Source organism: Sphingomonas sp. P4_G2 (assembly GCF_056401155.1).
The window spans coordinates 120,164-140,087 of record NZ_JBFUJY010000007.1; the positions used below are offsets into that span (position 1 = coordinate 120,164).

Here is a 19,924-nt window from a genome sequence, read left to right on the forward strand (position 1 = left end):
CCTATTCGGTCTTGCCGATGCGCGACAGGTCAGAAGTGGACTTTGCCACCGACCCAGAAGGTGCGGCCATTGTTGTAATAAGCGCGCGGGATCGAGGGGTCGCCGACAAAGTAATAGAGCTTGTGGTTGAGCAGATTCTGCGCGTCGGCGGTCAACGCGAAATATTTGGTCACGTTGAGCGTCAGCGAACCGTCGAGCGTGCCGAAATCGGCCTGCCACATCGGTGTCGAGCGATCGATGCCCGAGCGGAATTTCGAGCGGAACGTATAAGCGAAGCGGGTCGAGATCAGCGAATTCTCATAATAGGCCGTGACGTTGAACGTGTGCTTCGAATTGCCGTCGATGACACCGCCGTCCGCCGCCTTGGCATCGGCATAAGTGTAGTTCGCCAGCAGCCCGAACCCGCCATAGATCGGCTGTTGCCAATTGACCTCGACGCCCTTGTTGGTGCCGCCCTTTCCGTTGACCGGGCCGGTGATCAGGAAGTTCGCGCCTGCAGGATGCTGCTGCGTGATCAGGAACTGCGTCGTGGTGTTCGTCGTGATGTACGAGTCGATGTCGAGGTAGAACAAATTGACCGAGAACAGCGACTGCTTGCCGTAATACCATTCGGCCGCAAGGTTGAACTGCCAGGCACGAGTCGGATCCAGATAGGGATTGCCGCCCGAAGTACCGGTCAGCGCGAGGTCGCTGACGGTGAAGGCGCCAGCGAGCTGAGCATAGCCCGGCCGCGTCATCGTCTTGGCGGCACTTGCGCGGATCAGGAGGTTGGGCATCGCGTTCACGGTCAGGTTGGCGCTGGGCAAGAAATCCCAATAGCTACGATTGACGCGATTGGTGTCGCACCAGGCCTTCCCGTCCGACTGCGTCGGGCAGAACATCGAATAGACCGGATCGAGGCCGCCAGTAGCCAGCGGGTTCGGCGTGTATTGCGTGGTGTTGAGTTCGGTATGCACTGCACGAACGCCGATATTGCCGCGCCAGCCCTGGCTCTCGCCGCCCAGCTTGGCCATGGCATAGACCGCCTCGGTCTTCTCCTTCACCGAGAAGCTCGCCTGCGGATAGAAAGCGAATTGGCGGCCGCCCTGCGTCGCCAAGGTCGCCAGCACCTTGTCCTTGTCGGCGATCGAATATGGCGGGAAGGCGATCAGGCCGTCGAGGAAATCGTCCGGCGTCGTGCCGCCATTGAACACCGTGCCCAGCCCGACGCCCTTGGTACCTGAATAGAGGCCGTTACCCGCCCAGGAATAGGCGGTGTAGTTCACCTCACGCTTGTGGTCGGTGTAACGGCCGCCGATCTTGATAGACTTCAGGAAATCGCCGTCGAACTTATATTCGGCGTCGGCGCGGACATAGGTTTCCTTGTCGGGCGACAGGATGCGGCCGCCCCACGACCAGCTGTAATAATTGTTGAGATACGCCGCCGATTTCGGGTCGGTCGGCAGCCCGGGATAATTGACCGTCGCGCCCTTACCGGCGAGCGCGTAATTGACGCCGGTGTCCCAATAGGTTTCCCAGGCATAAGTGTCCTTGGTGGCACCCTCACCCTTGGTGTAGCCCACTTCCCCGGACAGCGTCAGGTGATCGGTCGGCTTCCACTCGGTCTCCAGGTTGATCACCCAGGTCGACGAATAGGCGTCGCGGAAGATGTCGTCCTGGACGCGGCCCTGGATCGGATTGCCGCTGGCATCGAGCTGGTTCCACGACGCCGCCGTCAGATAGCCGTTGGTGACGGTGTACGGACCCAATGCGTTGGTCGGCGACCCCGGCGTCGAATTGCTGCCGATCACCCGGCTGATCCACGCCATCGAGTTGCGGTTGACGTTGTTGGCGTCCATCCGCGTGTAGATGCCGTTGAGCGTCACCTCGAACTGGTCGTTCGGCTTGTATTGCAGCGCGACGGTACCGCCCTTGCGGACGCGCTTCTGGCTGAAATAGGCCGCGCCGATCAGATTGGGTGCGGTGACCGTCTGATTGGTGCCGGCGAAATTGTTGTACGTGGTGTAGCCGAGGAATTCCTGGCCATCGCGGCGGAACTCGCGCTCCTGATAATAGCCGGCAATCAGCAGACCGACCGTCCCCGCCTGGTTCTTCCAGCTATAGAGACCCGACACCTGCGGCTTCACCTTGTCGGCCAGGTCATTGTAATTGGCCTGGGCGGTCAGGCTGAACGAATTGGCCGGCAGATCGAGCGGGCGCCGGCTGTGAAGATTGATCGTGCCGCCGATGCCGCCTTCAGGCAGGTCGGCTTCGGACGATTTATAGACTTCCAGCTTGCCGACGATTTCCGACGGCAACAGGCTGAAGTCGAAGCTGCGCCCGCCGCTGGTCTGGTCGAGCACGAACCAGTCGCCGGTCGCGACCGAATGGCCATCGAGCAACGTCAGATTGAGCGTCGGGTCGGTGCCGCGGATCGACACCGACTGATTCTCGCCGAAGCCGCCAGCATTGGCCGATCCGGTGACGACGTTGACGCCGGTCAGACGGCCGAGCGAGTCGGCGACGTTCTTGTCGGGAAACTTGCCGATATCCTGCGCGGTGACGACTTCGGAGACGACGTCATTGGCGCGCTTCGAATCGAGCGACGCCTGGATCGAGGCGCGGATGCCGCTGACGACGATGTCGTTGCTTTGGTCCTGCGGATCGGCAGTGGTGGCTTGACCGCTGCCTCCGACATCGGCAGGCGCCGCCGCTGCTGGAGCGGTCTGCGCAAAAGCAGGCGCCGCGATAGTCAGCGCGAGCACGCTTGCGGTACAGGCGAACATCGCCCGATGCGTTTTGGTTTGGAACGTGACCATGATCTTCCCCTTCAACCCCTGGATTGGACTGTACCAAAGTACGACCAACTGTCGCCATCTGCCCTGTCCGGTCTCATTTTTGGCCCGGATCAGGTCTGTTGCGAGTGTCATAAAGGCGTATTGGTCATTAAATTGCAATACCAAAATCAATACCAGTGCAAATATTTCGCACTTTGGTATTGAAATGGCATTATCTGATGGCTTAAAGAATGTCGTGTCAGGGGGTTGTCCGCCATGTTCGTCGATCGCGTAGGAAAGCTGCCGGAAGGAGATACCGCGCCGCTGTACCAGCAGCTGCAGCGCGTGCTGCGCGCCGCGATCGAGCGCCAGGTTCTCGCCCCCGACGAAGCGCTGCCGCCCGAACGCGATCTTGCCCAGGCCTATAACGTTTCGCGCGTCACCGTGCGCAAAGCGCTCGATGGGCTGGTCGACGCGCGGATGCTGACTCGGCGCCAGGGCGCCGGCACCTTCGTCGCCGCGCGCGTCGAGAAGAATTTCGCGACGATCTCGTCCTTCACCGAGGACATGCAGTCGCGCGGCCGCGTGCCGCACAGCGAGTGGCTGGCGCGCACCGAAGGCACCGTCGCCCCCGAGGAAGCGATGGCGCTGGGGCTCAGCCCCGGCAGCCAGGTTTATCGCTTCACTCGCATCCGCTATGCCGACGGCGTGTCGATGGCGCTCGAATATGCGACCGTCCCGGCGAGCTCGTTGCCCGGGCTCGAGGCGGTGACCGAATCGCTCTACGACGCATTGGGCGATGACCGTCCGGTGCGCGTGCTGCAGCGCTTCCGTGCGGTGCTGTTCACCGACGAGCAGGCCGAATTATTGGCGATCCCGCGCAATTCGCCGGGGCTCGAGATCGAACGCCGCGGTTATACCCAGGATGGCCGTACGGTCGAATTCACCAAATCCTGGTATCGCGGCGACGCATATGACTTCGTCGCCGAACTCAACGTCCCGCCAGCCTGAGAGTCCCGTGCCGCTTCTTCCCCACAATACGCTGATGTTTGCCGAAGCCGCCGAAGCGGCGGAAGCGGTTGCGCGCCAGGCGATCCGCCAGCGCGATGCGCGTATCGCCTTGGCCGCAGCGCTGCGTCAGGCGCCGCCGCGCGCGGTGGTGACCCTGGCGCGCGGCAGCTCGGACAATGCTGCAACCGTCGCACGCTATTTGGTCGAAACGCATCTTCGCCTGCTGACCAGCTCGGCGGCGCCCTCGGTTTCCTCGGTCTACGATTCGGCACCCGATTATGCCGGCACCTTGATGCTGGCGGTCTCGCAATCGGGCCGCAGCCCCGATCTGATCGCCGCCGCCGAGATGGCTAAAACGGGCGGCGCGCGGCTGGTCGCGTTGGTCAACGACGAAAGCTCGCCGCTCGCAGCCCTTGCGGACACCTTCCTGCCGCTCGCCGCGGGCCCGGAAAAGAGCGTCGCCGCGACCAAATCGTTCATCACCAGCGTCGCCGCGCTGATCCATCTGATCGCCGACTGGGCGGAGGATGACGAATTGCTCGCTGCGCTCGACGGGCTGCCGGCACTGCTGGAGCAGGCCTGGGCGCTCGATTGGTCGCCCGCGCTCGAGCCGCTGCGCAACGCCACCAATCTCTATGTCGTCGCGCGCGGCCCGGCGTTCGGCATCGCGCAGGAAATGGCGCTCAAGATCAAGGAGACCTGCGGCTTCCATGCCGAGGCGTTCAGCGCCGCCGAAGTCCGCCACGGCCCGATGGCGATCGTCGAAAAGGGCTTTCCGGTCCTGCTGCTCGGCCAGGATGACGAATCGCGCGACAGCGTCGCCGACCTCGCCCCCGAATTCGCCGAGCGCGGCGCGCTGGTGCTGAGTGCCGGGTTGAAGGATGCGCCGGGCCTGAGCTTGCCAAGCCTCGACGCGCATCCGGTGCTCCAGCCGGTTTTGCTCGTCCAGAGCTTCTACCGCCTCGCCAACGCGCTCGCCGTCGCACGCGGCCGCGATCCCGACCGTCCTCCGCATCTCGCCAAGGTGACCGAAACGGTATGACCCGCACCGCGCTCACCAATGCCCGCGTGCTGCTGCCTTCCGGCCTGCGCGACGATGTCTGCGTCGTGATCGGCGATGGCGAGATTTGCGCGATCTCGTCCGCCCCGCCTCAGGATGCACGGATCGTCGATCTCACCGGCCGATTGCTGCTCCCCGGTTTCATCGACACCCAGGTCAATGGCGGCGGCGGGCGACTGTTCAATGACGATCCCAGCGTCGAGACGATCCGCGTCATCGCCGAAACGCACCGCCGCTTTGGCACCACCGGCCTGCTGCCGACCTTGATCAGCGACGATCTCTCGGTAGTCGAAGCCGGTATCCGTGCGGTCGATGCCGCGATCGACGCCGGACTGCCCGGCGTGCTCGGCATCCATATCGAGGGGCCGTTCCTGTCCAGCGCGCGGCACGGCATCCATTCGGTCGACAAGCTGCAGCCGCTCAAGGACGATTATCTCGATCTGCTGACCTCGGCGAAGCGCGGTCGGACGATGGTCACGCTCGCCCCCGAATGCGCCACCCCCGCGCAGATCGCGCATCTCGCCGCCAAGGGTGTTGTCGTCAGTGCCGGCCATTCGGACGCGCGCTATGAAACCGTCCGCGCCGCGATCGATGCGGGCCTGACCGGCTTCACCCATTTGTTCAACGCCATGTCGCAGCTCGCCAACCGCGCGCCCGGCATGGTCGGCGCCGCGCTCGAAGATGACAGCACCTATGCCGGCATCATCGCCGACGGCCACCATCTCCACGACGCCACGTTGCGCGTCGCGGTCCGCGCCAAGGGGCAACATCGCCTGATGCTGGTGACCGACGCGATGCCGAGCGTCGGCTCGGATGAGACGCGGTTCGTGCTCCAGGGCCGCGAGATCTGGCGCGACGGCGATACCTTGCATGGCGCGGACGGCGTGCTCGCCGGTTCGACCCTGACGATGGCAGGCGCGGTCAAGGGCATGATCGAGCGCGGCCGCGTCTCGCTCGCGACGGCGGTGACGATGGCTTCGGCGACACCGGCGGCGTTTCTGGGACTGAGCGGCCAGACCGGCACGATCGCCGCCGGCATGCGCGCCGATCTCGTCCTGCTCGACGACGATTATGCCGTGCGCGAAACGTGGATCGGCGGTGAGGCGAGTGGTGTGGTGCAACCGGTAGCGGCAGTCGCCAGATAACTCCTGCTCCTGCTTTCCCGGGAGCACCGAAAAATCAACGCGACATCATCTGCCCGAGCTGCCGCCGCACGCGTGCCTTGCTGTCCTCGCTCAACGTCCCGCGAATGCCGCGCCGCTCCTCGGGCACATGATCGAGCGGCGGACCGAACACGAATTCGTCGAACATCGCCCGCCACGCCGCGCGCTGGTTTTCGGGCAGACCGGAAAAAGCCAGGATCGCGTGAACCATCGTGTCGAGCGGCGCGAGCCCGGGCTGCGGCGCGGGCGCTTCGTCCCACCAATAATTGACCAGGATGCTCACCGGATCGAGCGAGCGGACGTGGTGCCACCACATATGGGGAATGAAGAGGGCATCGCCTGGCTCGAGTTCGACGATCCGGGCACGCGCCATCGCCTCGCGCGCCAGCGGGAAGCGATCGAAATCGGGTTCGTCGGGATCGAACAGACCGATCGGCGTGCCCGCAGGGGTAAATTCGATCGGACCGATGTAGAGATTGGCGACCTGATCGGGCGGAAACAACGTGAAGCGCCGCCGCCCCGCCATCACCACGGCGATATTGCTGTTCATGTCATGATGCGTCGCGACCCGCACGCGATTGCCGATCCAGATGCGCGGCGCCACGCCCTCCGGCACCAACGGCATTCGGTTCTCCGCCTCGAAGCCCGGCAGCGCCTCGGGCACCGCCACCGCTTGCGCCGCGATCGCCGGCGGCGTTGACGCGGGTGCGGCGGTGTGGAGCCGCGCAAACAACGAGGCAAGCGTTCCCGAGTCGCGGACGAAGGTCAACGCCGACATGTCGGCATTATACCCCAGTCGTCCATTGGCCTCGGGCGGCGCGATCGCCACGCCGATCGGTTTGCCTGTGTCGAATTGCGCCAGATAGGCGCCAGGGTCGGCGGCCTTCACCGCCGGCCAGTCAGCGGCGATCCCGCGGAAAACCGCCGGCGCCGTGCGATCGGCCAGCACGATGGCGGCATCCGGCGCCAGTTCCTCGACCCTGTTCGTCATCAGCCGACTATGCCGCTAACCCGAGGGATGACAACCGCTCAAGCTGGGTAGGGCGCCGCTATGGACAAACACCGACTCGATAATTATCTACCGACCGATATGGAAACAGCCGTCCTCCGTGGCCGCCCCCGTGAATTCGACGTCGACCAGGCGTTGACGGCGGCTCTGCGCGTGTTCTGGAGCAAAGGGTATGAGGGCGCGTCAATGACCGACCTCACCGATGCGATGGGGATCACTCGTCCCAGCCTCTACGCCGCGTTCGGCAACAAGGAAGCCTTGTTCCGCAAGGCGCTCGACCTCTACGAGCGCGAGAAGCTGTGCTATATGGGCCAGGCGCTCGAGGCACCGACCGCACGCGGCGTCGCCCAGCGTTTGCTCCAGGGCAGCCTGGAAAACCAGACCAGCCGCGACGACCCACGAGGATGTCTCGGCGTGATCAGTTCGGTCGCGTGCGGCGCCGAAGCCGACTGCATCCGACAGGAAGTGCTCGAACGCGGCAGGATCGCGCACGAAGCGCTGATCGAGCGGATGGAGCGCGCGGTCGCCGAAGGCGATTTCCACACTCCGGTCGATGCCGAGGGCATCACCAAATACCTCACCGCGATCCTTCAGGGCATGGCGGTCCAGGCCGGCGCGGGCGCCTCACGCGAGGACTTGCAGCGGCTGGTCGATACCACGCTTGCTGTATGGCCAAGCCGCTGATTGACAAGCCAGGCTTCACGCCGCATTGCAAAAAATATCGCTCGGTACAGAATTTTCCCTTGAACCATTCCACCTGAGTTTCTATACTGCTCGGTATAGAAGATGGACGATCCTCCCCAGGGCGTCCTTCGGGTCGAAGGGAAGAGACCGGATGAACGGCCGAGCGGACACTCACTTCTAGCGTTTGCGTATTATAGGGATAAGCCCTCGCCCCCGAGCGCCGGATGCGGTGCCGGAGCGCGCGACTTGTCACATCTTCATCGGATCACCCCGGCGACTACCCCATCGCCGGGCATGGGCCGCCGCACGCCCCCTGCGGCGGCCCCAACAATAAGGAGGACACGCCATGGCCTATCTCGAATTCGCCCCCGCCGGCGGCGGCGCGCTGCTCGATCGGTCCCCCGTGGCACCCCGCAGCTTCACGCCGAAGCCGGCCGATTTTTCCGCGCTCGAATGGCAGGTCGTCGATCTCGCCCAGCGTGATCGGCTATCGTCGATCAACCGCCCAGGCGCGCTCGCCCGCGCGTTTCGCTGGGCATTTGGCGGCGTGGTCAAGACGGCCCTATCCGATCCGCGGCTCGAGGCATTGCGCCGCATCGCCGTGCTGAGCTGGTATCGCGGTTTCTCCGTCGCGCCGGCCGAAGTCCGCGCTTTCCTCGCCGCCGGCTTCACGCTCGAACAGTACGAAACCCTGCTCTTCCGGATCAATGCGATCCGCACCAATCTTCCCCGGAGCTTCCGCCGATGAACATGATCACCCCGATCAACGACGACGCTACCGCGCATCCGCTCGACGGTAGCGCGCCGGGACGCCGCCAGCTGTGGCAGCGTGCCGCCTGGGTCGCCGCTCCCGTTGCTTTGCTCGCCGCCGGCTATGGCCTGGTCCATCGCTCGGCCCCAGCGATGGCCGCACCGCCACCGCCGACCGTCACCGTCGCCACGCCGCTCGAACGCGACGTCACCGAATGGGACGATTATGTCGGCCGGTTCGAGCCGAGCCGCTCGGTCGAGGTGCGGCCGCGCGTCTCGGGCGCGGTGACCGCGATCCACTTCACCGACGGCCAGATCGTCCGCGCCGGCCAGCCGCTCTTCACGATCGACCCGCGTCCTTATGCCGCCGCTTTGGCGGAAGCGCGCGCCGGCGTCGCGACTGCCAGCAGCGACCTCGCGCTCGCGCGTGCCGATTACGACCGCGCGTCGCGGCTGGTCGACGTCGACGGCGTGTCGAAGAGCGAAATCGATCGCTTGCGTGCCCGCGTCCAGGCGACGACGGCCGCGGTCGCCGCTGCCCAGGCCCGCGTCCGCGCTCGTGCGCTCGACATGGAGTTCACCGTCGTTCGTGCGCCGATTTCGGGTCGGATCTCCGACCGCAAGATCGACGCCGGCAATCTTGTCGCGGCGGGCGAAGGCGGCAGCGCTACTTTGCTCACCACGATCAACGCGCTCGACCCGATCTATTTCAGCTTCGACGGATCGGAGGCCTTGTTCCTCAAGGCCAAGCGCGCCGGAGCCGGCGCCGCGTCGCCGATCGAGGTCAAATTGCAGGACGAGAGCGATTATCGCTGGAAGGGCAGGCTCGACTTCACAGATAACGGCCTCGACATGAAGTCGGGGACGATCCGCGGCCGCGCCGTGCTCGACAACCCGAACCTGTTCCTGACCCCAGGCATGTTCGGCAACATGCGCCTGGCGACCGGCGGCCGCAGCCGCGCGCTGATGGTGCCCGACACCGCGATCGTTACCGACCAGGCGCGCAAGACCGTGCTGGTCGTGGCCAAGGACGGCAGCGTCGCCGCCAAGCCGGTCCAACTCGGCCCGGTGGTCGATGGCCTCCGCGTCATCCGCGGCGGGCTCGCGACGAACGACCGGGTGGTGATCGTCGGCACGCAGATGGCACAGCCGGGGACCAAGGTGCAGACGCTCGCCGGCAAGATCGCGCCGGTCGCGCCCACTGCCACCGCGCCCCAACTGGCAGCGCCGCCCGCGGGTCAGGCCACGCTCGCCCAGTAAGACTCTACTCTTCCCTCGTTCGCCCGGGCGTATCGACGGGCGCCGAGCCTCCTCGTGCTTCGCTGGCTCGGCACGAACGGGGGAGGAGACATCCGGAATTTTCGCCTCTTTCTTCGAGGAACAGGAATCATGCGCCTGTCGCGCTTCTTCATCACGCGCCCGATCTTCGCCGCGGTCATCGCGGTGATCATCACCATCGTCGGCGCGATCGCCTGGGTCAGCCTGCCGGTGTCGCAATATCCCGACATCGTCCCGCCAACCGTCACGGTCAGCGCTTCCTATCCCGGCGCCTCGGCCGAGACGGTGGCGGAAACCGTCGCCGCGCCGATCGAGCAGGAGATCAACGGCGTCGACAACATGCTGTACCAGTCGAGCCAATCGACCGGCGACGGCAACGTCACGATCACCGTCACCTTCAAGATCGGCACCAATCTCGATGCCGCGCAGGTGCTCGTCCAGAACCGCGTCGCGATCGCCGTGCCGCGCCTGCCCGAGGAAGTGCAGCGTCTCGGCGTCGTCACGCGCAAGACCTCGCCCGACTTCCTGATGGTGGTGAACCTGGTCTCGCCCGACAATTCGCTCGATCGCGGCTATCTCTCCAATTACGCGCTGACCCAGGTGCGCGACCGGTTGAGCCGGATCGATGGCGTCGGCGACGTCCGGCTGTTCGGCAGCCGCGATTATGCGATGCGCGTCTGGATCGACCCCAATCGCGCCGCCGCACTCAACCTGACCGCGGGCGAGATCGTTCAGGCGCTCCGCGCGCAGAACGTCCAGGTCGCCGCCGGCTCGCTCGGCCAGCCGCCTTATGCCCAGGGCAACGCCTTCCAGTTCAACGTCGAGACGCAGGGCCGGCTGACCGACCCGGCGCAATTCGCTAATGTCGTTGTCCGCTCGGATCCCGATGGCCGCCAGGTCCGCGTCTCCGACGTCGCGCGCGTCGAGCTTGGCGCCGCCGATTACAATTCCAACACCTATCTGTCGGGCAAGCCGACTGTGGTCCTGGGTATCTTCCAGCGGCCCGGATCGAACGCGCTCGCCGCCGCCGAAAAGGTGAAGGCGGAAATGGACGCGATGTCGGCGAAATTCCCCAAGGGCCTCGCCTATAGCGTCATCTGGAACCCGACCGACTTCATCCAGCAATCGGTCACCGCGGTGATGCACACCTTGCTCGAGGCGATCGTGCTGGTCGTGCTGGTGATCGTCGTGTTCCTGCAGAAATGGCGCGCCGCGATCATCCCGGTGGTGGCGATCCCGGTCTCGCTGATCGGCACCTTCGCCGTCCTTGCCGGGCTCGGCTATTCGCTCAACAACCTGTCGCTGTTCGGCCTGGTGCTGGCGATCGGCATCGTTGTCGACGACGCGATCGTCGTGGTCGAGAATGTCGAGCGCAATCTCGAACACGGGCTCAGCCCATTGGAGGCGGCACGCACGTCGATGGACGAAGTGTCCGCCGCCCTGGTCGCGATCGTCCTCGTGCTCTGCGCGGTGTTCGTGCCGACCCTGTTCCTGACCGGCCTGTCGGGCGCCTTCTATCAGCAGTTCGCGGTGACCATCACCACCGCGACGATCATCTCGCTGCTGCTGTCGCTGACCCTGTCGCCTGCGCTCGCTGCCTTGCTGCTGCGCCCGCGTGCGCAGGAAGCCAAAGGCGGCCGCTTGCACCAGTTGGTGCTGGCGGCGGGCGATCGCTTCAACCGCGGCTTCGAGCGGATGAGCAATGGTTATGCGCGGCTCACCGCGCGTCTCGTCGCGCGACCGAAGCGGATGATGACCATCTATGCCGGCCTGATCGCCGCGACGGGCGCTCTGTTCTGGGCGACGCCGACCGGCTTCATCCCGGCGCAGGATCAGGGCTACTTCCTGACCGTCATCTCGCTGCCGCCCGGTGCCTCGGTCGAACGCACCGACGCGGTGATGCGCAAGGTCGCCGACCGCATCCTGCCGCTCAAGGGCGTCAAGGGTGCGGTGATGCTCGCCGGGTTCGACGGGCCGTCCCAGACGCTCGCGCCAAATTCGGCCGCCGCCTATATCCCGCTCAAGTCGTTCGAGGATCGCGAGAAACTCGGCGTCACGCTTGCCAGCATCATGGGTGAGGCGCGCAAGGCGACCGCCGACATCAACGAGGCACGATTGATGATCGTGCCCCCGCCGTTGATCCAGGGGATCGGTTCGGCCGGCGGCTATCGTCTGATGGTCGAGGACCGCGGCGGGCACGGTTATGCCGACCTTGCCGCCAAGTCCTACGGTCTGATCGGCAAGGCCAATCAGACGCCGGGCCTCAATCAGATCTATACCTTCTTCGACACCAACACGCCGCGCGTCTTCGCCGATATCGACCGGGCCAAGGCCGACCTGATCGGCGTGCCGCCCGAGCGCGTGTTCGAAGCGCTCAACGTCTATCTCGGCTCGGCCTATGTGAACGACTTCAACCTCTTGGGGCGCACCTATCGCGTCACTGCGCAGGCCGATGCCCCGTTCCGTGCGACCGTCGCCGATATCGCCAACCTCAAGACACGGTCCAACTCGGGCGAGATGGTGCCGATCGGATCGGTCGCCAATTTCAGCGACAAGACCGGCCCGTATCGCGTCGTGCGCTACAATCTGTTCCCCGCGGTCGAGGTCGATGGCGACACCGCGCCGGGCTATTCGTCGGGCCAGTCGTTGAAAACCTTCGAGAAGCTCGCCGCCGATAATCTCCCCGCCGATTACGGCACCGAATGGACCGGCATCGCCTATCAGCAAAAGGCCGCGGGCAGCACGGCGGGCGTGGTCTTCGCGCTGGCGGTGGTGTTCGTGTTCCTGGTGCTGGCGGCGCAGTACGAAAGTCTCGTCCTGCCGCTGTCGATCATCCTGATCGTGCCGATGTGTCTGCTCGCCGCGATGGTGGGCGTGAACCTGAGGGGAATGGACAATAACGTCCTGACCCAGATCGGCCTGGTCGTGCTGATCGCGCTGGCAGCGAAGAACGCGATCCTGATCGTCGAGTTCGCCAAACAGGGCGAAGAGCAGGAAGGCCTGTCCCCGGCGCGTGCCGCGATCCAGGCGGCGCAGACCCGGTTGCGGCCGATCCTGATGACCAGCTTCGCCTTCATCCTGGGCACCGTGCCGCTGCTGATCGCGAGCGGCGCGGGATCCGAACTCCGCCAGGCGCTCGGTACCGCCGTGTTCTTCGGGATGATCGGCGTCACTGCCTTCGGCCTGCTGTTCACCCCCACTTTCTACGTCGTGTGCCGAGCGCTGGGCGACCGCATCGCCCGCGCACGCGGCAAGCGGCCGGCCGCCGGCCCGGACCTGTCCGGATCGCTGCAGCCGGCTGAATGAGGAGGAATTCGATGCGTTCGTTTGATGTGAAGCAAACACTCCCTCTCCCCTCTGGAGGGACGGTTACCGAAGCTTGGCCCGCCGACGCAGTCGGCGCGCCTAGCGAAGGTTGGGAGAGGGGTAGGAAGCACTCCGGACAGCGTGCTTCCTCACCCCTCTCCCAGCTCCGACTAAGCCCGCGCTTCGCGCGCGCTAAGTCTGCGCAACCCTCTCCCCTTCCGGGGAGAGGGAGGAAACTGCGGCTGGTTCTCACCGCTGTTTCCGCGCTGTCGCTCGCCGCCTGCGCGGTAGGGCCGAACTACGTCGCCCCGATCACGCCGCCGACCGCGGCCGGCCAGTTCGTCTCGGCCAATTCTCCCGCGCTCAGCAATGATCCGGCGGCGTCGAATTGGTGGCGGCTCTATCAGGACCCCGTCCTCGACGGGCTGATCGCCGATGCGCTCAAATCGAACACCGACATCCGCGTCGCGGTGGCGAATCTCGAACGCGCCCGCGCCTCGCTCCGCGGTGCGCGCAGCGACCGGCTGCCGTCGACCGGCCTCAATGCCGGCGCGACCTATGGCCGCCTGCCCGAAAGCCAACGCGCGCCCGGCAGCCCGCGTGAGGATTGGTCGATCGATACCGGCTTGTCGGTGTCTTACGAGGTCGATCTGTTCGGCCGCGTCAAGCGTGGGATCGAGGCGGCACGCGGCGACGAAGCCGCCGCCGCGGCCGATGCCGATGCCGTCCGCCTCGCGGTGGTCGCCGACACCACCCGCGCTTATGCCGACGCCGCCTCGGGCGCCGCGCGGCTCAAGGTCGCCAACCAGATCGTCGATCTGCTCGACAAATCGCTGCTGCTCACCCAGCGGCGGCACGAGGCCGGCCTTGCCACCCAGCTCGACGTCTCGCGTATCGCCACGCTCCGCCAACAGCGCGCGGCCGACATTCCGGCGCTCGAAGCCGATCGCCAGGCCGCCCTGTTCCGCCTCGCGACCTTGACGGGTCGGCCACCGGCCGACCTTCCGACTGCCGCCGCCGAACGCGTCGTCGGGCTCGAGATCACCCAGCCGATTCCGGTTGGTGACGGCGCTACCCTGCTCAAGCGCCGCCCCGACGTCCTCGCCGCCGACCGCCGGCTCGCTGCCGACACCGCGCGGATCGGGGTCGCCACTGCCGATCTCTATCCGCGTATCAGCCTGGGAGGATCGATCGGTTCGACTGGTCCCAATATCGGTGACGTGTTCGGCGGCGGGCCGCTGCGCTGGCTGCTTGGGCCGTTGATCAACTGGGCCTTTCCCAACCAGGAAGGCGCGCGCGCCAAGATCGCCGCCGCCAAGGCCGATACCCAGGCCTCGCTCGCGACCTTCGATGGCACCGTGTTGCGCGCGCTCGAAGAGACCGAGACCGCGCTCAACAGCTACGCCCGAGCGCTCGACCGCCGTACCGCGCTCAAGGCGGCGCGCGACGAAGCGGCACGCGCCGCGGCGATCACGCGCGCGCAACAGCGGGAAGGCGCAGTCGACTCGCTCGCCTGGCTCGACGCCGAGCGGACCTATGCCGAGACCGAGGCGACGCTCGCCCAGCAGGACGCGCGGATCGCCGACGCCCAGATCGACGTGTTCCGCGCCCTGGCAGGCGGCTGGTCGTAAGCGACCGGCCGGCCCTCCCAAGGCAGTTCAGTCGGTCGCTCCCGCCAGGGCCGCCTTCAGCGCATCGAATTCCGCTTGCAGGCAACCGCCGACGAGTTCCACGCCCTTGGACGTCAATCCGACCAGCGTGCGGCGCGCATCGTCCGGGTCCGGTACTCTGGTGACATAACCCGCTTCCATCAGGAAGATGAGGTGACGCAGCGCGGTCGAATGCGGTGCCGAACTGGCGAGACAGGCATCGCCGGTCGGCACCGCCCGCCGCTCGAAGGCGGAAATGAACAAGTCGAGCAGGATACTCCACTGCGCGCTGACCAGGCGGAGGTCCGACGCTACCTTCGTCCGTCGTCCCGCCGTCTTGAGCAGGAACTTGGCGTAGGCGATTAGACCGGAATCGGCGGGCGAGGCCCGGAGTTCATGCCGCCTGACGTCTCCCACACTCGACGTTGCCGATGCGCGGAAATCACTCCGATCAACAGGCTCACCAGCAGTGGCAGTGCCCAATAGGGTTGCGTGCTGACGTAGAGTTCCTTGGGAAATGCCGGATTCATGATTGCGGGAAAGTGCGCGAGGCACCCTCCCAATTGAGATGCTGCTGTCCATAGCGGCCAGAACCTTGTGCTTTGACGCGCGATCACGACGAGGATGATCAGGAATATGACGTCGACGACGATCACGCCCCAATTGGGTCCATGCCAATGGTTGCCGAACAGGCCGGCGGAGATCGAGGCGATGGCGGCAATCATATAAGAGGTTGCCACCCGTCGCTCGGTCACGCCGCCTCGAAACCATGCGAATACGCATAGTGCCGGAAACGCGATGACGTAGACGACAAGACCGATATAGAGATAGAGTTGCATAGGATCCGATTCCTATATCGGTCGACGAATTTACGCAGCCCTAGCCTTGCGGCCTGCCCCCATCAGTTTGTCGGTCCCGCAGCCGACATCGGACCCGTCCAGCCCCAGTACATCACGTGTGACGGCGAGACGCTGATGGCATTTGATCGTGTCCTCGCGAGCCTCGAATAGATGGGCGAGCGAATGCGCCGCCAGAACCGCCGCGTCGTGACCCACCTCAATCGACGCGCCCATTTCCATACGGCCACGGACGATCGAGCCGATCAGGTCGGTTTGGGCGATGATCGCGCTGTCGATGCCGGTTTCTGCCGGCAGCAACGCACGCATGATCCTCCGTGCCACTGCCAGGTTGGTTGTCGGAATGTCGGCGAGACTGCTAGTTTGCATTGATGCAACGGACATGATTCCCCCTCCGCCGGGACCACTGGTCCGGCCAATCAAAAATCGACTGCTGGATGCGCGCCTAGAGGCGCTCGATGAGCATGCGGATGGCGAGCATGTAGAGAGACACTGCCGTCACCATCAGCGACGCCGCGATTAGGATGGCGGCGATCGTCCCAGGATAGTTCAAGTCATTGGTCGGCCTTTCTCGCGTCGGGAACGGCCAGGGCAGCCGTCCGAGCCACGAGGAAGGCGCGTTAGAAACCTCATTCTCAACGCCGGAAATTGCCGATGAGGAAAAACCCCCTACCATCGCGCTACTGCTCATCAGTGCCCGAACCGCGCTGTCGCGATCGGAGAAACCGAGCTTTCGCACCGCATTGGCAATGTATGCGTCGACCGTTTTGGGGGAGAGTTGCAGGTCGGCCGCAATGTCCTTGGTGCGCTTGTGTTGCGCGACACCCTTCAAACATTCGATCTCCCGAGGGGTCAACGAAGAGAAGCGCGAATCATCCATGATGCTAAGCTAGCCCAATGCTGAACCATTTTGGACCGTTTAGTATTTTTGCGATACCAAGAAATAGTCGCGGTCAGCGTCCCCGGCCCTTTCCGGAGAGCGAGCACCCGACAGGCACCGCGCTATTCAGCTTCGCGGGAGAAGGTGTTTGAGCATCGATATGCTGGTTTGGCCGCTCCCGACGACGGTCGCGAGGAAGTCCGGGAAGGATGGGGCCATTGAGTCGCTCGACCGAGTTCTGCTTCGACCGAAACGCTGCCGCTCTTGCCGATAACCGGCACCAATTACATAGATCGACGATGGCATTTGTTCATCATTGGCCGTGCCGAACGGCGCGACGGCTATCGGCATGATCTCCATCCTGGCCCTTTCGCTCGCACTGGCACCGGCGACCGACGCGCTGGTTCGTCCCGGCATGATTTCGACCGCCGCGGCGGAAGTGCGAATCGCCCATAGCCCCGATGGCAGACGTATTTTGTGGGGCACGATCGGACGCGATGCCGCGGCGGACCAGCAGGATATCTGGGAAATCCACCGCATTCGCAGGGGATGGTCGGCGCCGGCACGGGTGTCGTTCGATACCGACGCGGCCGAATTCGATCCCGCTTTCTCGCCGGACGGCCGTTGGGTGTACTTCCAGTCCGACCGCGCCGGCGGGCTCGGCGGCAGCGACCTCTATGTCGTGTCGATTGATCCGGTCAGCGGCCGCTTCGGTACGCCCCGCAACCTGGGCCCGCAGGTCAACACACCCGGAGAGGAATGGGCCGCGACGCCAACGCCTGCGGGCGGGCTGATCTTTTCCTCAAACGGCTGGGGCGGCCGCGGCAAGCACGATCTGTACGAGGTCGATCTTCGCACGCCCGGTGCCAGGCCGGCCAATCTAGGCGATGCGATCAACGGCCCGCTCGACGAACTCGATGCCGCGGTTACGCCCAATGGCCGCACGCTCGTTTTCAGCGTTGGAGACATGGATGCGGATACGGCCGACGTGCGGCTGTTCATATCTTATCGTACGCGATCGGGTTGGACGTCGAGGCGCCCGCTGGGCATCGGTTGCTCTCCCTTCATCCTCGGCGCGGCGATCGACCGGCGAACGCCGGAGCGGCTTTATTATGCGGCGCATTGTGCGGACAGTCCGGGCCGCATGGACGTGCACGTAGCCAATATCAGCCGAGTCGTGGGGACGCCGGCGATGCCAGCCAGCAACGAAAGCCAGCGCTAAGCTTTTCGCCCTATCCAGGCGGTGCAGAGCGCAGCAGGGCGTGCTCGCTTGCCAGGTCGTTGCGGATCGTGGTCGCCGCCACGCCGCCTTCGCCCATCGCGTGGCTGATCTGGTCGAGCCCCTTGACCACGTCTCCCGCGGCATAGAGGCGACCGACATTGGTTCGCTGATGCGCGTCGACGATCAAGCAGCCTTCCTCCGACCGCGCCGCGCCGAGGCCCGCGGCCACTCCCGAATTGATGTCCGAACCCAGCGCCGGATAGAGGCTGTCGAAGCGCCAATCGCGGTTGGCTGTCCGCAGGCCGATCTCGTCGCCGTCGATCGCAAAAGCAGTGGCCGGACCGTCGACCGTTGCCACCCCGCATTGCGCCAATAGTGCGCGCTCGGCAGGGGTGAGGTCGTGCTTTCCCGCTGGTGCGATCAACGTCACATCGGCGGTGTAACCGCGCAGGAACACCGCTTCGCGCGTCCCGCGGCCGCCGGTGCCGAGCACGCCGACGCGGCGATCGGTCACTTCATAGCCGTCGCAGATCGGGCAATAGCGCAGCAATCCCCGCGCCAAGGCGGTCGCATGCAGATCGTCGGGCATCGGCGGGCGGCGATTGACCACCCCGGTCGCGAGCAGGACACTCCGCGTGGCGATGACCTCGTCACCGACCGAAACGTGCAGGCCGTCGGCAGCCGCCTTTAGCCCGGTGACCTCGGCCCGCACCAACGCCGCGCCATAGCGCCGGGCTTGCGTCCGCATGCGGTCGAGCAGATCGGTGCCGGCGATGCCATCGGGAAATCCGGCATGGTTGCGCGTCATCGGGATCGTCGCCGCGCGGCTGTTGCCGGCATCGATCACGCGCACGCCGAGATGGAAGCGCGCCAGATAGATCGCCGCGGTCAGCCCAGCCGGGCCGCCGCCCACCACCACGCAGTCAAGCATGGGGGTGCGCCGGCCCGGTGCGTGGCGAACGGACGGGCGCGGCCGTCAGACGCTGGCCTCGGTCAAGGTCGTGGTTTCCGGCTTGGCGAGCCCATTCGCGTTATAATTGGCGATCAGCTCTTCCTTGCGCGCGCGCAGCTGATCGCCGAGCACATCCATGTCCAACCCGGCGTGGCGCGCCTGGCTGAACATGCCTTCCATCCGCTTTTCTTCCTCTTCGACATGGTGCTCGATCTGTTCCGACAGCACCTTGACCTTGGCGTCGTAAAACTCGTCGCTCGGCGCGCCCGCTTCGATCTCGGCGATCAGCACCTTGGCGCCGTCATGCTCGACATAGGCTTCCTTGAGCAGATCTTCTTCAACCTTGCCCTCGCAAGCGGGGTAGAAAATCTCTTCCTCGATCTGCGCATGGACCGTCAGCTCGAGGCAGATTTCGAGCGCGATCTTCTGCTTGCGACCCTCACCGCTCGCCTTCTCGAACTGCTCGAACAGGTCTTCGACCTTGCGGTGATCGGATTTCAGCAGCGCGATCGCATCCTGTTTGTCGGCCATGGTGTCTCTCCTGATTTTCCCCCTTCAACCGCACCGAGGTTGGGTTCGTTCCAGGAGTCGCTTTGTTGCGAGTCGTTTGCAGGCTAGGCCGGATCCCGTGCAACGACCCGCAAAACGCTCGTCGCGTTTGCTTATTCGTCGCTCATCGCTCCCGCCGCCGCCAGCACTTCACGCACGCGCGCCAGCGCAGCGCCGTGCGGATCGTGTTCCTCGAGCAGCGCGAACGTGCCGTTGAGCGCGAACACGCAATGGCCATGCACAGTGGCGAGCAACGATCGCGCCAAGGCGGCGGAGCGGTCGCGGCGGTCGTCGGGCAGCACCGCGGCGATTTCACCTCGCAGGATGTCGGTCAGCACCCCGCGCTGACGCGCATAACGTTCGGGAAGCGGTACGCCGACCGGCAGGCGGTGGTCGTAGATCGCCATCCAAAGATTGCGGTTGCTCGTCGCGAAATCGAAATAGGAAGCGACCAGCAATGCGATGCGATCGGGACCGGCATTCTGCAGCGACCGGGCGATCGTTTCCGCCCAGATCAGGAAGGTGCGGCCGTTGATCGCCAGCATGAGGTCGTCGAGGCTGTCGAACACATTGTAGATCGTGCCGACCGAATAGCCGATCCGTTTCGCCACCTCACGCGCCGAGAAGCGCTGATAGCCGACCTCGGCCAGCAAGGTATGCCCCGCACCGATTATCAGCTGTTCGAGTTCGTCGCGCGTATGATCTGACCGCCGTCCCATGGAGTCCGCCTAAAAGCTTAATTGAACACTGTCTAATATTTTTATTGAACACCGCTCAGTTTATGCTATCCAGCGCGCC

18 protein-coding genes are annotated in these 19,924 nt (G+C 65.0%); 9 read left to right on the top strand and 9 right to left on the bottom strand.

All coding sequences use genetic code 11. The features are described 5' to 3' along the window. Positions 1 to 29: 29 nt before the first annotated feature. Positions 30 to 2,798 (bottom strand): TonB-dependent receptor, encoded by a 2,769-nt coding sequence (locus AC1DRD_RS18765; protein ID WP_478042587.1) that lies wholly within the window; start codon positions 2,796 to 2,798, stop codon positions 30 to 32. Positions 2,799 to 3,032: 234 nt separating this feature from the next. Here AC1DRD_RS18765 and AC1DRD_RS18770 point away from each other — a divergent pair, with 234 nt between their 5' ends. The 3 genes from AC1DRD_RS18770 to nagA are packed head-to-tail and all read left to right on the top strand — an operon-like array spanning position 3,033 to position 5,972. Further along, positions 3,033 to 3,767: a GntR family transcriptional regulator gene (locus AC1DRD_RS18770; protein WP_478030907.1), complete on the top strand. Its 735-nt coding sequence runs from the start codon at positions 3,033 to 3,035 to the stop codon at positions 3,765 to 3,767. Positions 3,768 to 3,801: 34 nt separating this feature from the next. Next, positions 3,802 to 4,809: an SIS domain-containing protein gene (locus AC1DRD_RS18775; RefSeq protein WP_478031365.1), complete on the top strand. Its 1,008-nt coding sequence runs from the start codon at positions 3,802 to 3,804 to the stop codon at positions 4,807 to 4,809. Beyond that, positions 4,806 to 5,972, top strand: coding sequence for an N-acetylglucosamine-6-phosphate deacetylase (nagA, locus tag AC1DRD_RS18780; RefSeq protein WP_478042589.1), 1,167 nt, complete (start codon positions 4,806 to 4,808; stop codon positions 5,970 to 5,972). The genes AC1DRD_RS18775 and nagA overlap by 4 nt, the downstream gene beginning before the upstream one ends. Positions 5,973 to 6,006: 34 nt before the next feature. Here the strand turns inward: nagA and AC1DRD_RS18785 are convergent, their stop codons facing one another. Then, on the bottom strand, positions 6,007 to 6,981 hold the full coding sequence (locus AC1DRD_RS18785; RefSeq protein ID WP_478042590.1) for a cupin-like domain-containing protein: 975 nt from the start codon (positions 6,979 to 6,981) through the stop codon (positions 6,007 to 6,009). Between the two features lie 60 nt (positions 6,982 to 7,041). Between AC1DRD_RS18785 and AC1DRD_RS18790 the strand changes: the two genes are divergently transcribed. From AC1DRD_RS18790 to AC1DRD_RS18810, 5 genes are all read left to right on the top strand, one after another. Continuing rightward, complete coding sequence (locus tag AC1DRD_RS18790) at positions 7,042 to 7,683, top strand: TetR/AcrR family transcriptional regulator (protein ID WP_478030912.1); 642 nt, start codon at positions 7,042 to 7,044, stop codon at positions 7,681 to 7,683. A 346-nt stretch (positions 7,684 to 8,029) separates the two neighbouring features. Then, a complete protein-coding gene (locus AC1DRD_RS18795; RefSeq protein ID WP_478030914.1) occupies positions 8,030 to 8,431 on the top strand; it encodes a hypothetical protein in 402 nt (133 codons plus the stop codon). After that, a complete protein-coding gene (locus tag AC1DRD_RS18800) occupies positions 8,428 to 9,693 on the top strand; it encodes an efflux RND transporter periplasmic adaptor subunit (protein ID WP_478042592.1) in 1,266 nt (421 codons plus the stop codon). Before AC1DRD_RS18795 ends, AC1DRD_RS18800 begins: the two co-directional genes overlap by 4 nt. A gap of 129 nt (positions 9,694 to 9,822) precedes the next feature. Beyond that, positions 9,823 to 13,017, top strand: coding sequence for an efflux RND transporter permease subunit (locus AC1DRD_RS18805; RefSeq protein WP_478042593.1), 3,195 nt, complete (start codon positions 9,823 to 9,825; stop codon positions 13,015 to 13,017). An 11-nt stretch (positions 13,018 to 13,028) separates the two neighbouring features. Further along, complete coding sequence (locus AC1DRD_RS18810) at positions 13,029 to 14,648, top strand: efflux transporter outer membrane subunit (RefSeq protein WP_478042594.1); 1,620 nt, start codon at positions 13,029 to 13,031, stop codon at positions 14,646 to 14,648. Positions 14,649 to 14,675: 27 nt separating this feature from the next. Here the strand turns inward: AC1DRD_RS18810 and AC1DRD_RS18815 are convergent, their stop codons facing one another. The 4 genes from AC1DRD_RS18815 to AC1DRD_RS18830 form a co-directional block, all read right to left on the bottom strand. Next, the gene (locus AC1DRD_RS18815) at positions 14,676 to 15,083 is read right to left on the bottom strand and encodes a winged helix DNA-binding protein (RefSeq protein WP_478030919.1); all 408 of its coding nucleotides are present in this window, start codon (positions 15,081 to 15,083) and stop codon (positions 14,676 to 14,678) included. After that, complete coding sequence (locus AC1DRD_RS18820) at positions 15,029 to 15,505, bottom strand: hypothetical protein (RefSeq protein WP_478030921.1); 477 nt, start codon at positions 15,503 to 15,505, stop codon at positions 15,029 to 15,031. Before AC1DRD_RS18820 ends, AC1DRD_RS18815 begins: the two co-directional genes overlap by 55 nt. 30 nt (positions 15,506 to 15,535) lie before the next feature. After that, positions 15,536 to 15,907, bottom strand: coding sequence for a hypothetical protein (locus tag AC1DRD_RS18825; RefSeq protein WP_478042596.1), 372 nt, complete (start codon positions 15,905 to 15,907; stop codon positions 15,536 to 15,538). 61 nt (positions 15,908 to 15,968) lie between these two features. Then, complete coding sequence (locus tag AC1DRD_RS18830; RefSeq protein ID WP_478030923.1) at positions 15,969 to 16,403, bottom strand: helix-turn-helix domain-containing protein; 435 nt, start codon at positions 16,401 to 16,403, stop codon at positions 15,969 to 15,971. Positions 16,404 to 16,752: 349 nt separating this feature from the next. Here AC1DRD_RS18830 and AC1DRD_RS18835 point away from each other — a divergent pair, with 349 nt between their 5' ends. Continuing rightward, positions 16,753 to 17,625: a TolB family protein gene (locus AC1DRD_RS18835; protein ID WP_478042597.1), complete on the top strand. Its 873-nt coding sequence runs from the start codon at positions 16,753 to 16,755 to the stop codon at positions 17,623 to 17,625. A gap of 10 nt (positions 17,626 to 17,635) precedes the next feature. On the opposite strand, the gene AC1DRD_RS18840 is transcribed toward AC1DRD_RS18835, so the two are convergent. The 3 genes from AC1DRD_RS18840 to AC1DRD_RS18850 all read right to left on the bottom strand — a co-directional run bounded on the left by AC1DRD_RS18840 (position 17,636) and on the right by AC1DRD_RS18850 (position 19,845). Continuing rightward, the gene (locus tag AC1DRD_RS18840) at positions 17,636 to 18,556 is read right to left on the bottom strand and encodes an NAD(P)/FAD-dependent oxidoreductase (RefSeq protein ID WP_478042598.1); all 921 of its coding nucleotides are present in this window, start codon (positions 18,554 to 18,556) and stop codon (positions 17,636 to 17,638) included. A gap of 45 nt (positions 18,557 to 18,601) precedes the next feature. Further along, positions 18,602 to 19,108 (bottom strand): hemerythrin domain-containing protein, encoded by a 507-nt coding sequence (locus AC1DRD_RS18845; protein WP_478030928.1) that lies wholly within the window; start codon positions 19,106 to 19,108, stop codon positions 18,602 to 18,604. Positions 19,109 to 19,239: 131 nt separating this feature from the next. Next, positions 19,240 to 19,845 (bottom strand): TetR/AcrR family transcriptional regulator, encoded by a 606-nt coding sequence (locus AC1DRD_RS18850; RefSeq protein ID WP_478030929.1) that lies wholly within the window; start codon positions 19,843 to 19,845, stop codon positions 19,240 to 19,242. Positions 19,846 to 19,924 lie beyond the last annotated feature (79 nt).

Excerpts from the sequence above, each read along its gene's own strand:
- AC1DRD_RS18785 (WP_478042590.1), bottom strand. The coding sequence starts at position 6,981 with ATGACGAACAGGGTCGAGGAACTGGCGCCGGATGCCGCCATCGTGCTG.
- AC1DRD_RS18790 (WP_478030912.1), top strand. The coding sequence starts at position 7,042 with ATGGACAAACACCGACTCGATAATTATCTACCGACCGATATGGAAACA.
- AC1DRD_RS18770 (WP_478030907.1), top strand. The coding sequence starts at position 3,033 with ATGTTCGTCGATCGCGTAGGAAAGCTGCCGGAAGGAGATACCGCGCCG.
- AC1DRD_RS18850 (WP_478030929.1), bottom strand. The coding sequence starts at position 19,845 with ATGGGACGGCGGTCAGATCATACGCGCGACGAACTCGAACAGCTGATA.
- AC1DRD_RS18795 (WP_478030914.1), top strand. The coding sequence starts at position 8,030 with ATGGCCTATCTCGAATTCGCCCCCGCCGGCGGCGGCGCGCTGCTCGAT.
- nagA (WP_478042589.1), top strand. The coding sequence starts at position 4,806 with ATGACCCGCACCGCGCTCACCAATGCCCGCGTGCTGCTGCCTTCCGGC.
- AC1DRD_RS18765 (WP_478042587.1), bottom strand. The coding sequence starts at position 2,798 with ATGGTCACGTTCCAAACCAAAACGCATCGGGCGATGTTCGCCTGTACC.
- AC1DRD_RS18805 (WP_478042593.1), top strand. The coding sequence starts at position 9,823 with ATGCGCCTGTCGCGCTTCTTCATCACGCGCCCGATCTTCGCCGCGGTC.
- AC1DRD_RS18810 (WP_478042594.1), top strand. The coding sequence starts at position 13,029 with ATGCGTTCGTTTGATGTGAAGCAAACACTCCCTCTCCCCTCTGGAGGG.
- AC1DRD_RS18820 (WP_478030921.1), bottom strand. The coding sequence starts at position 15,505 with ATGCAACTCTATCTCTATATCGGTCTTGTCGTCTACGTCATCGCGTTT.
- AC1DRD_RS18775 (WP_478031365.1), top strand. The coding sequence starts at position 3,802 with ATGTTTGCCGAAGCCGCCGAAGCGGCGGAAGCGGTTGCGCGCCAGGCG.
- AC1DRD_RS18835 (WP_478042597.1), top strand. The coding sequence starts at position 16,753 with ATGATCTCCATCCTGGCCCTTTCGCTCGCACTGGCACCGGCGACCGAC.
- AC1DRD_RS18840 (WP_478042598.1), bottom strand. The coding sequence starts at position 18,556 with ATGCTTGACTGCGTGGTGGTGGGCGGCGGCCCGGCTGGGCTGACCGCG.
- AC1DRD_RS18800 (WP_478042592.1), top strand. The coding sequence starts at position 8,428 with ATGAACATGATCACCCCGATCAACGACGACGCTACCGCGCATCCGCTC.
- AC1DRD_RS18830 (WP_478030923.1), bottom strand. The coding sequence starts at position 16,403 with ATGGATGATTCGCGCTTCTCTTCGTTGACCCCTCGGGAGATCGAATGT.
- AC1DRD_RS18825 (WP_478042596.1), bottom strand. The coding sequence starts at position 15,907 with ATGTCCGTTGCATCAATGCAAACTAGCAGTCTCGCCGACATTCCGACA.
- AC1DRD_RS18845 (WP_478030928.1), bottom strand. The coding sequence starts at position 19,108 with ATGGCCGACAAACAGGATGCGATCGCGCTGCTGAAATCCGATCACCGC.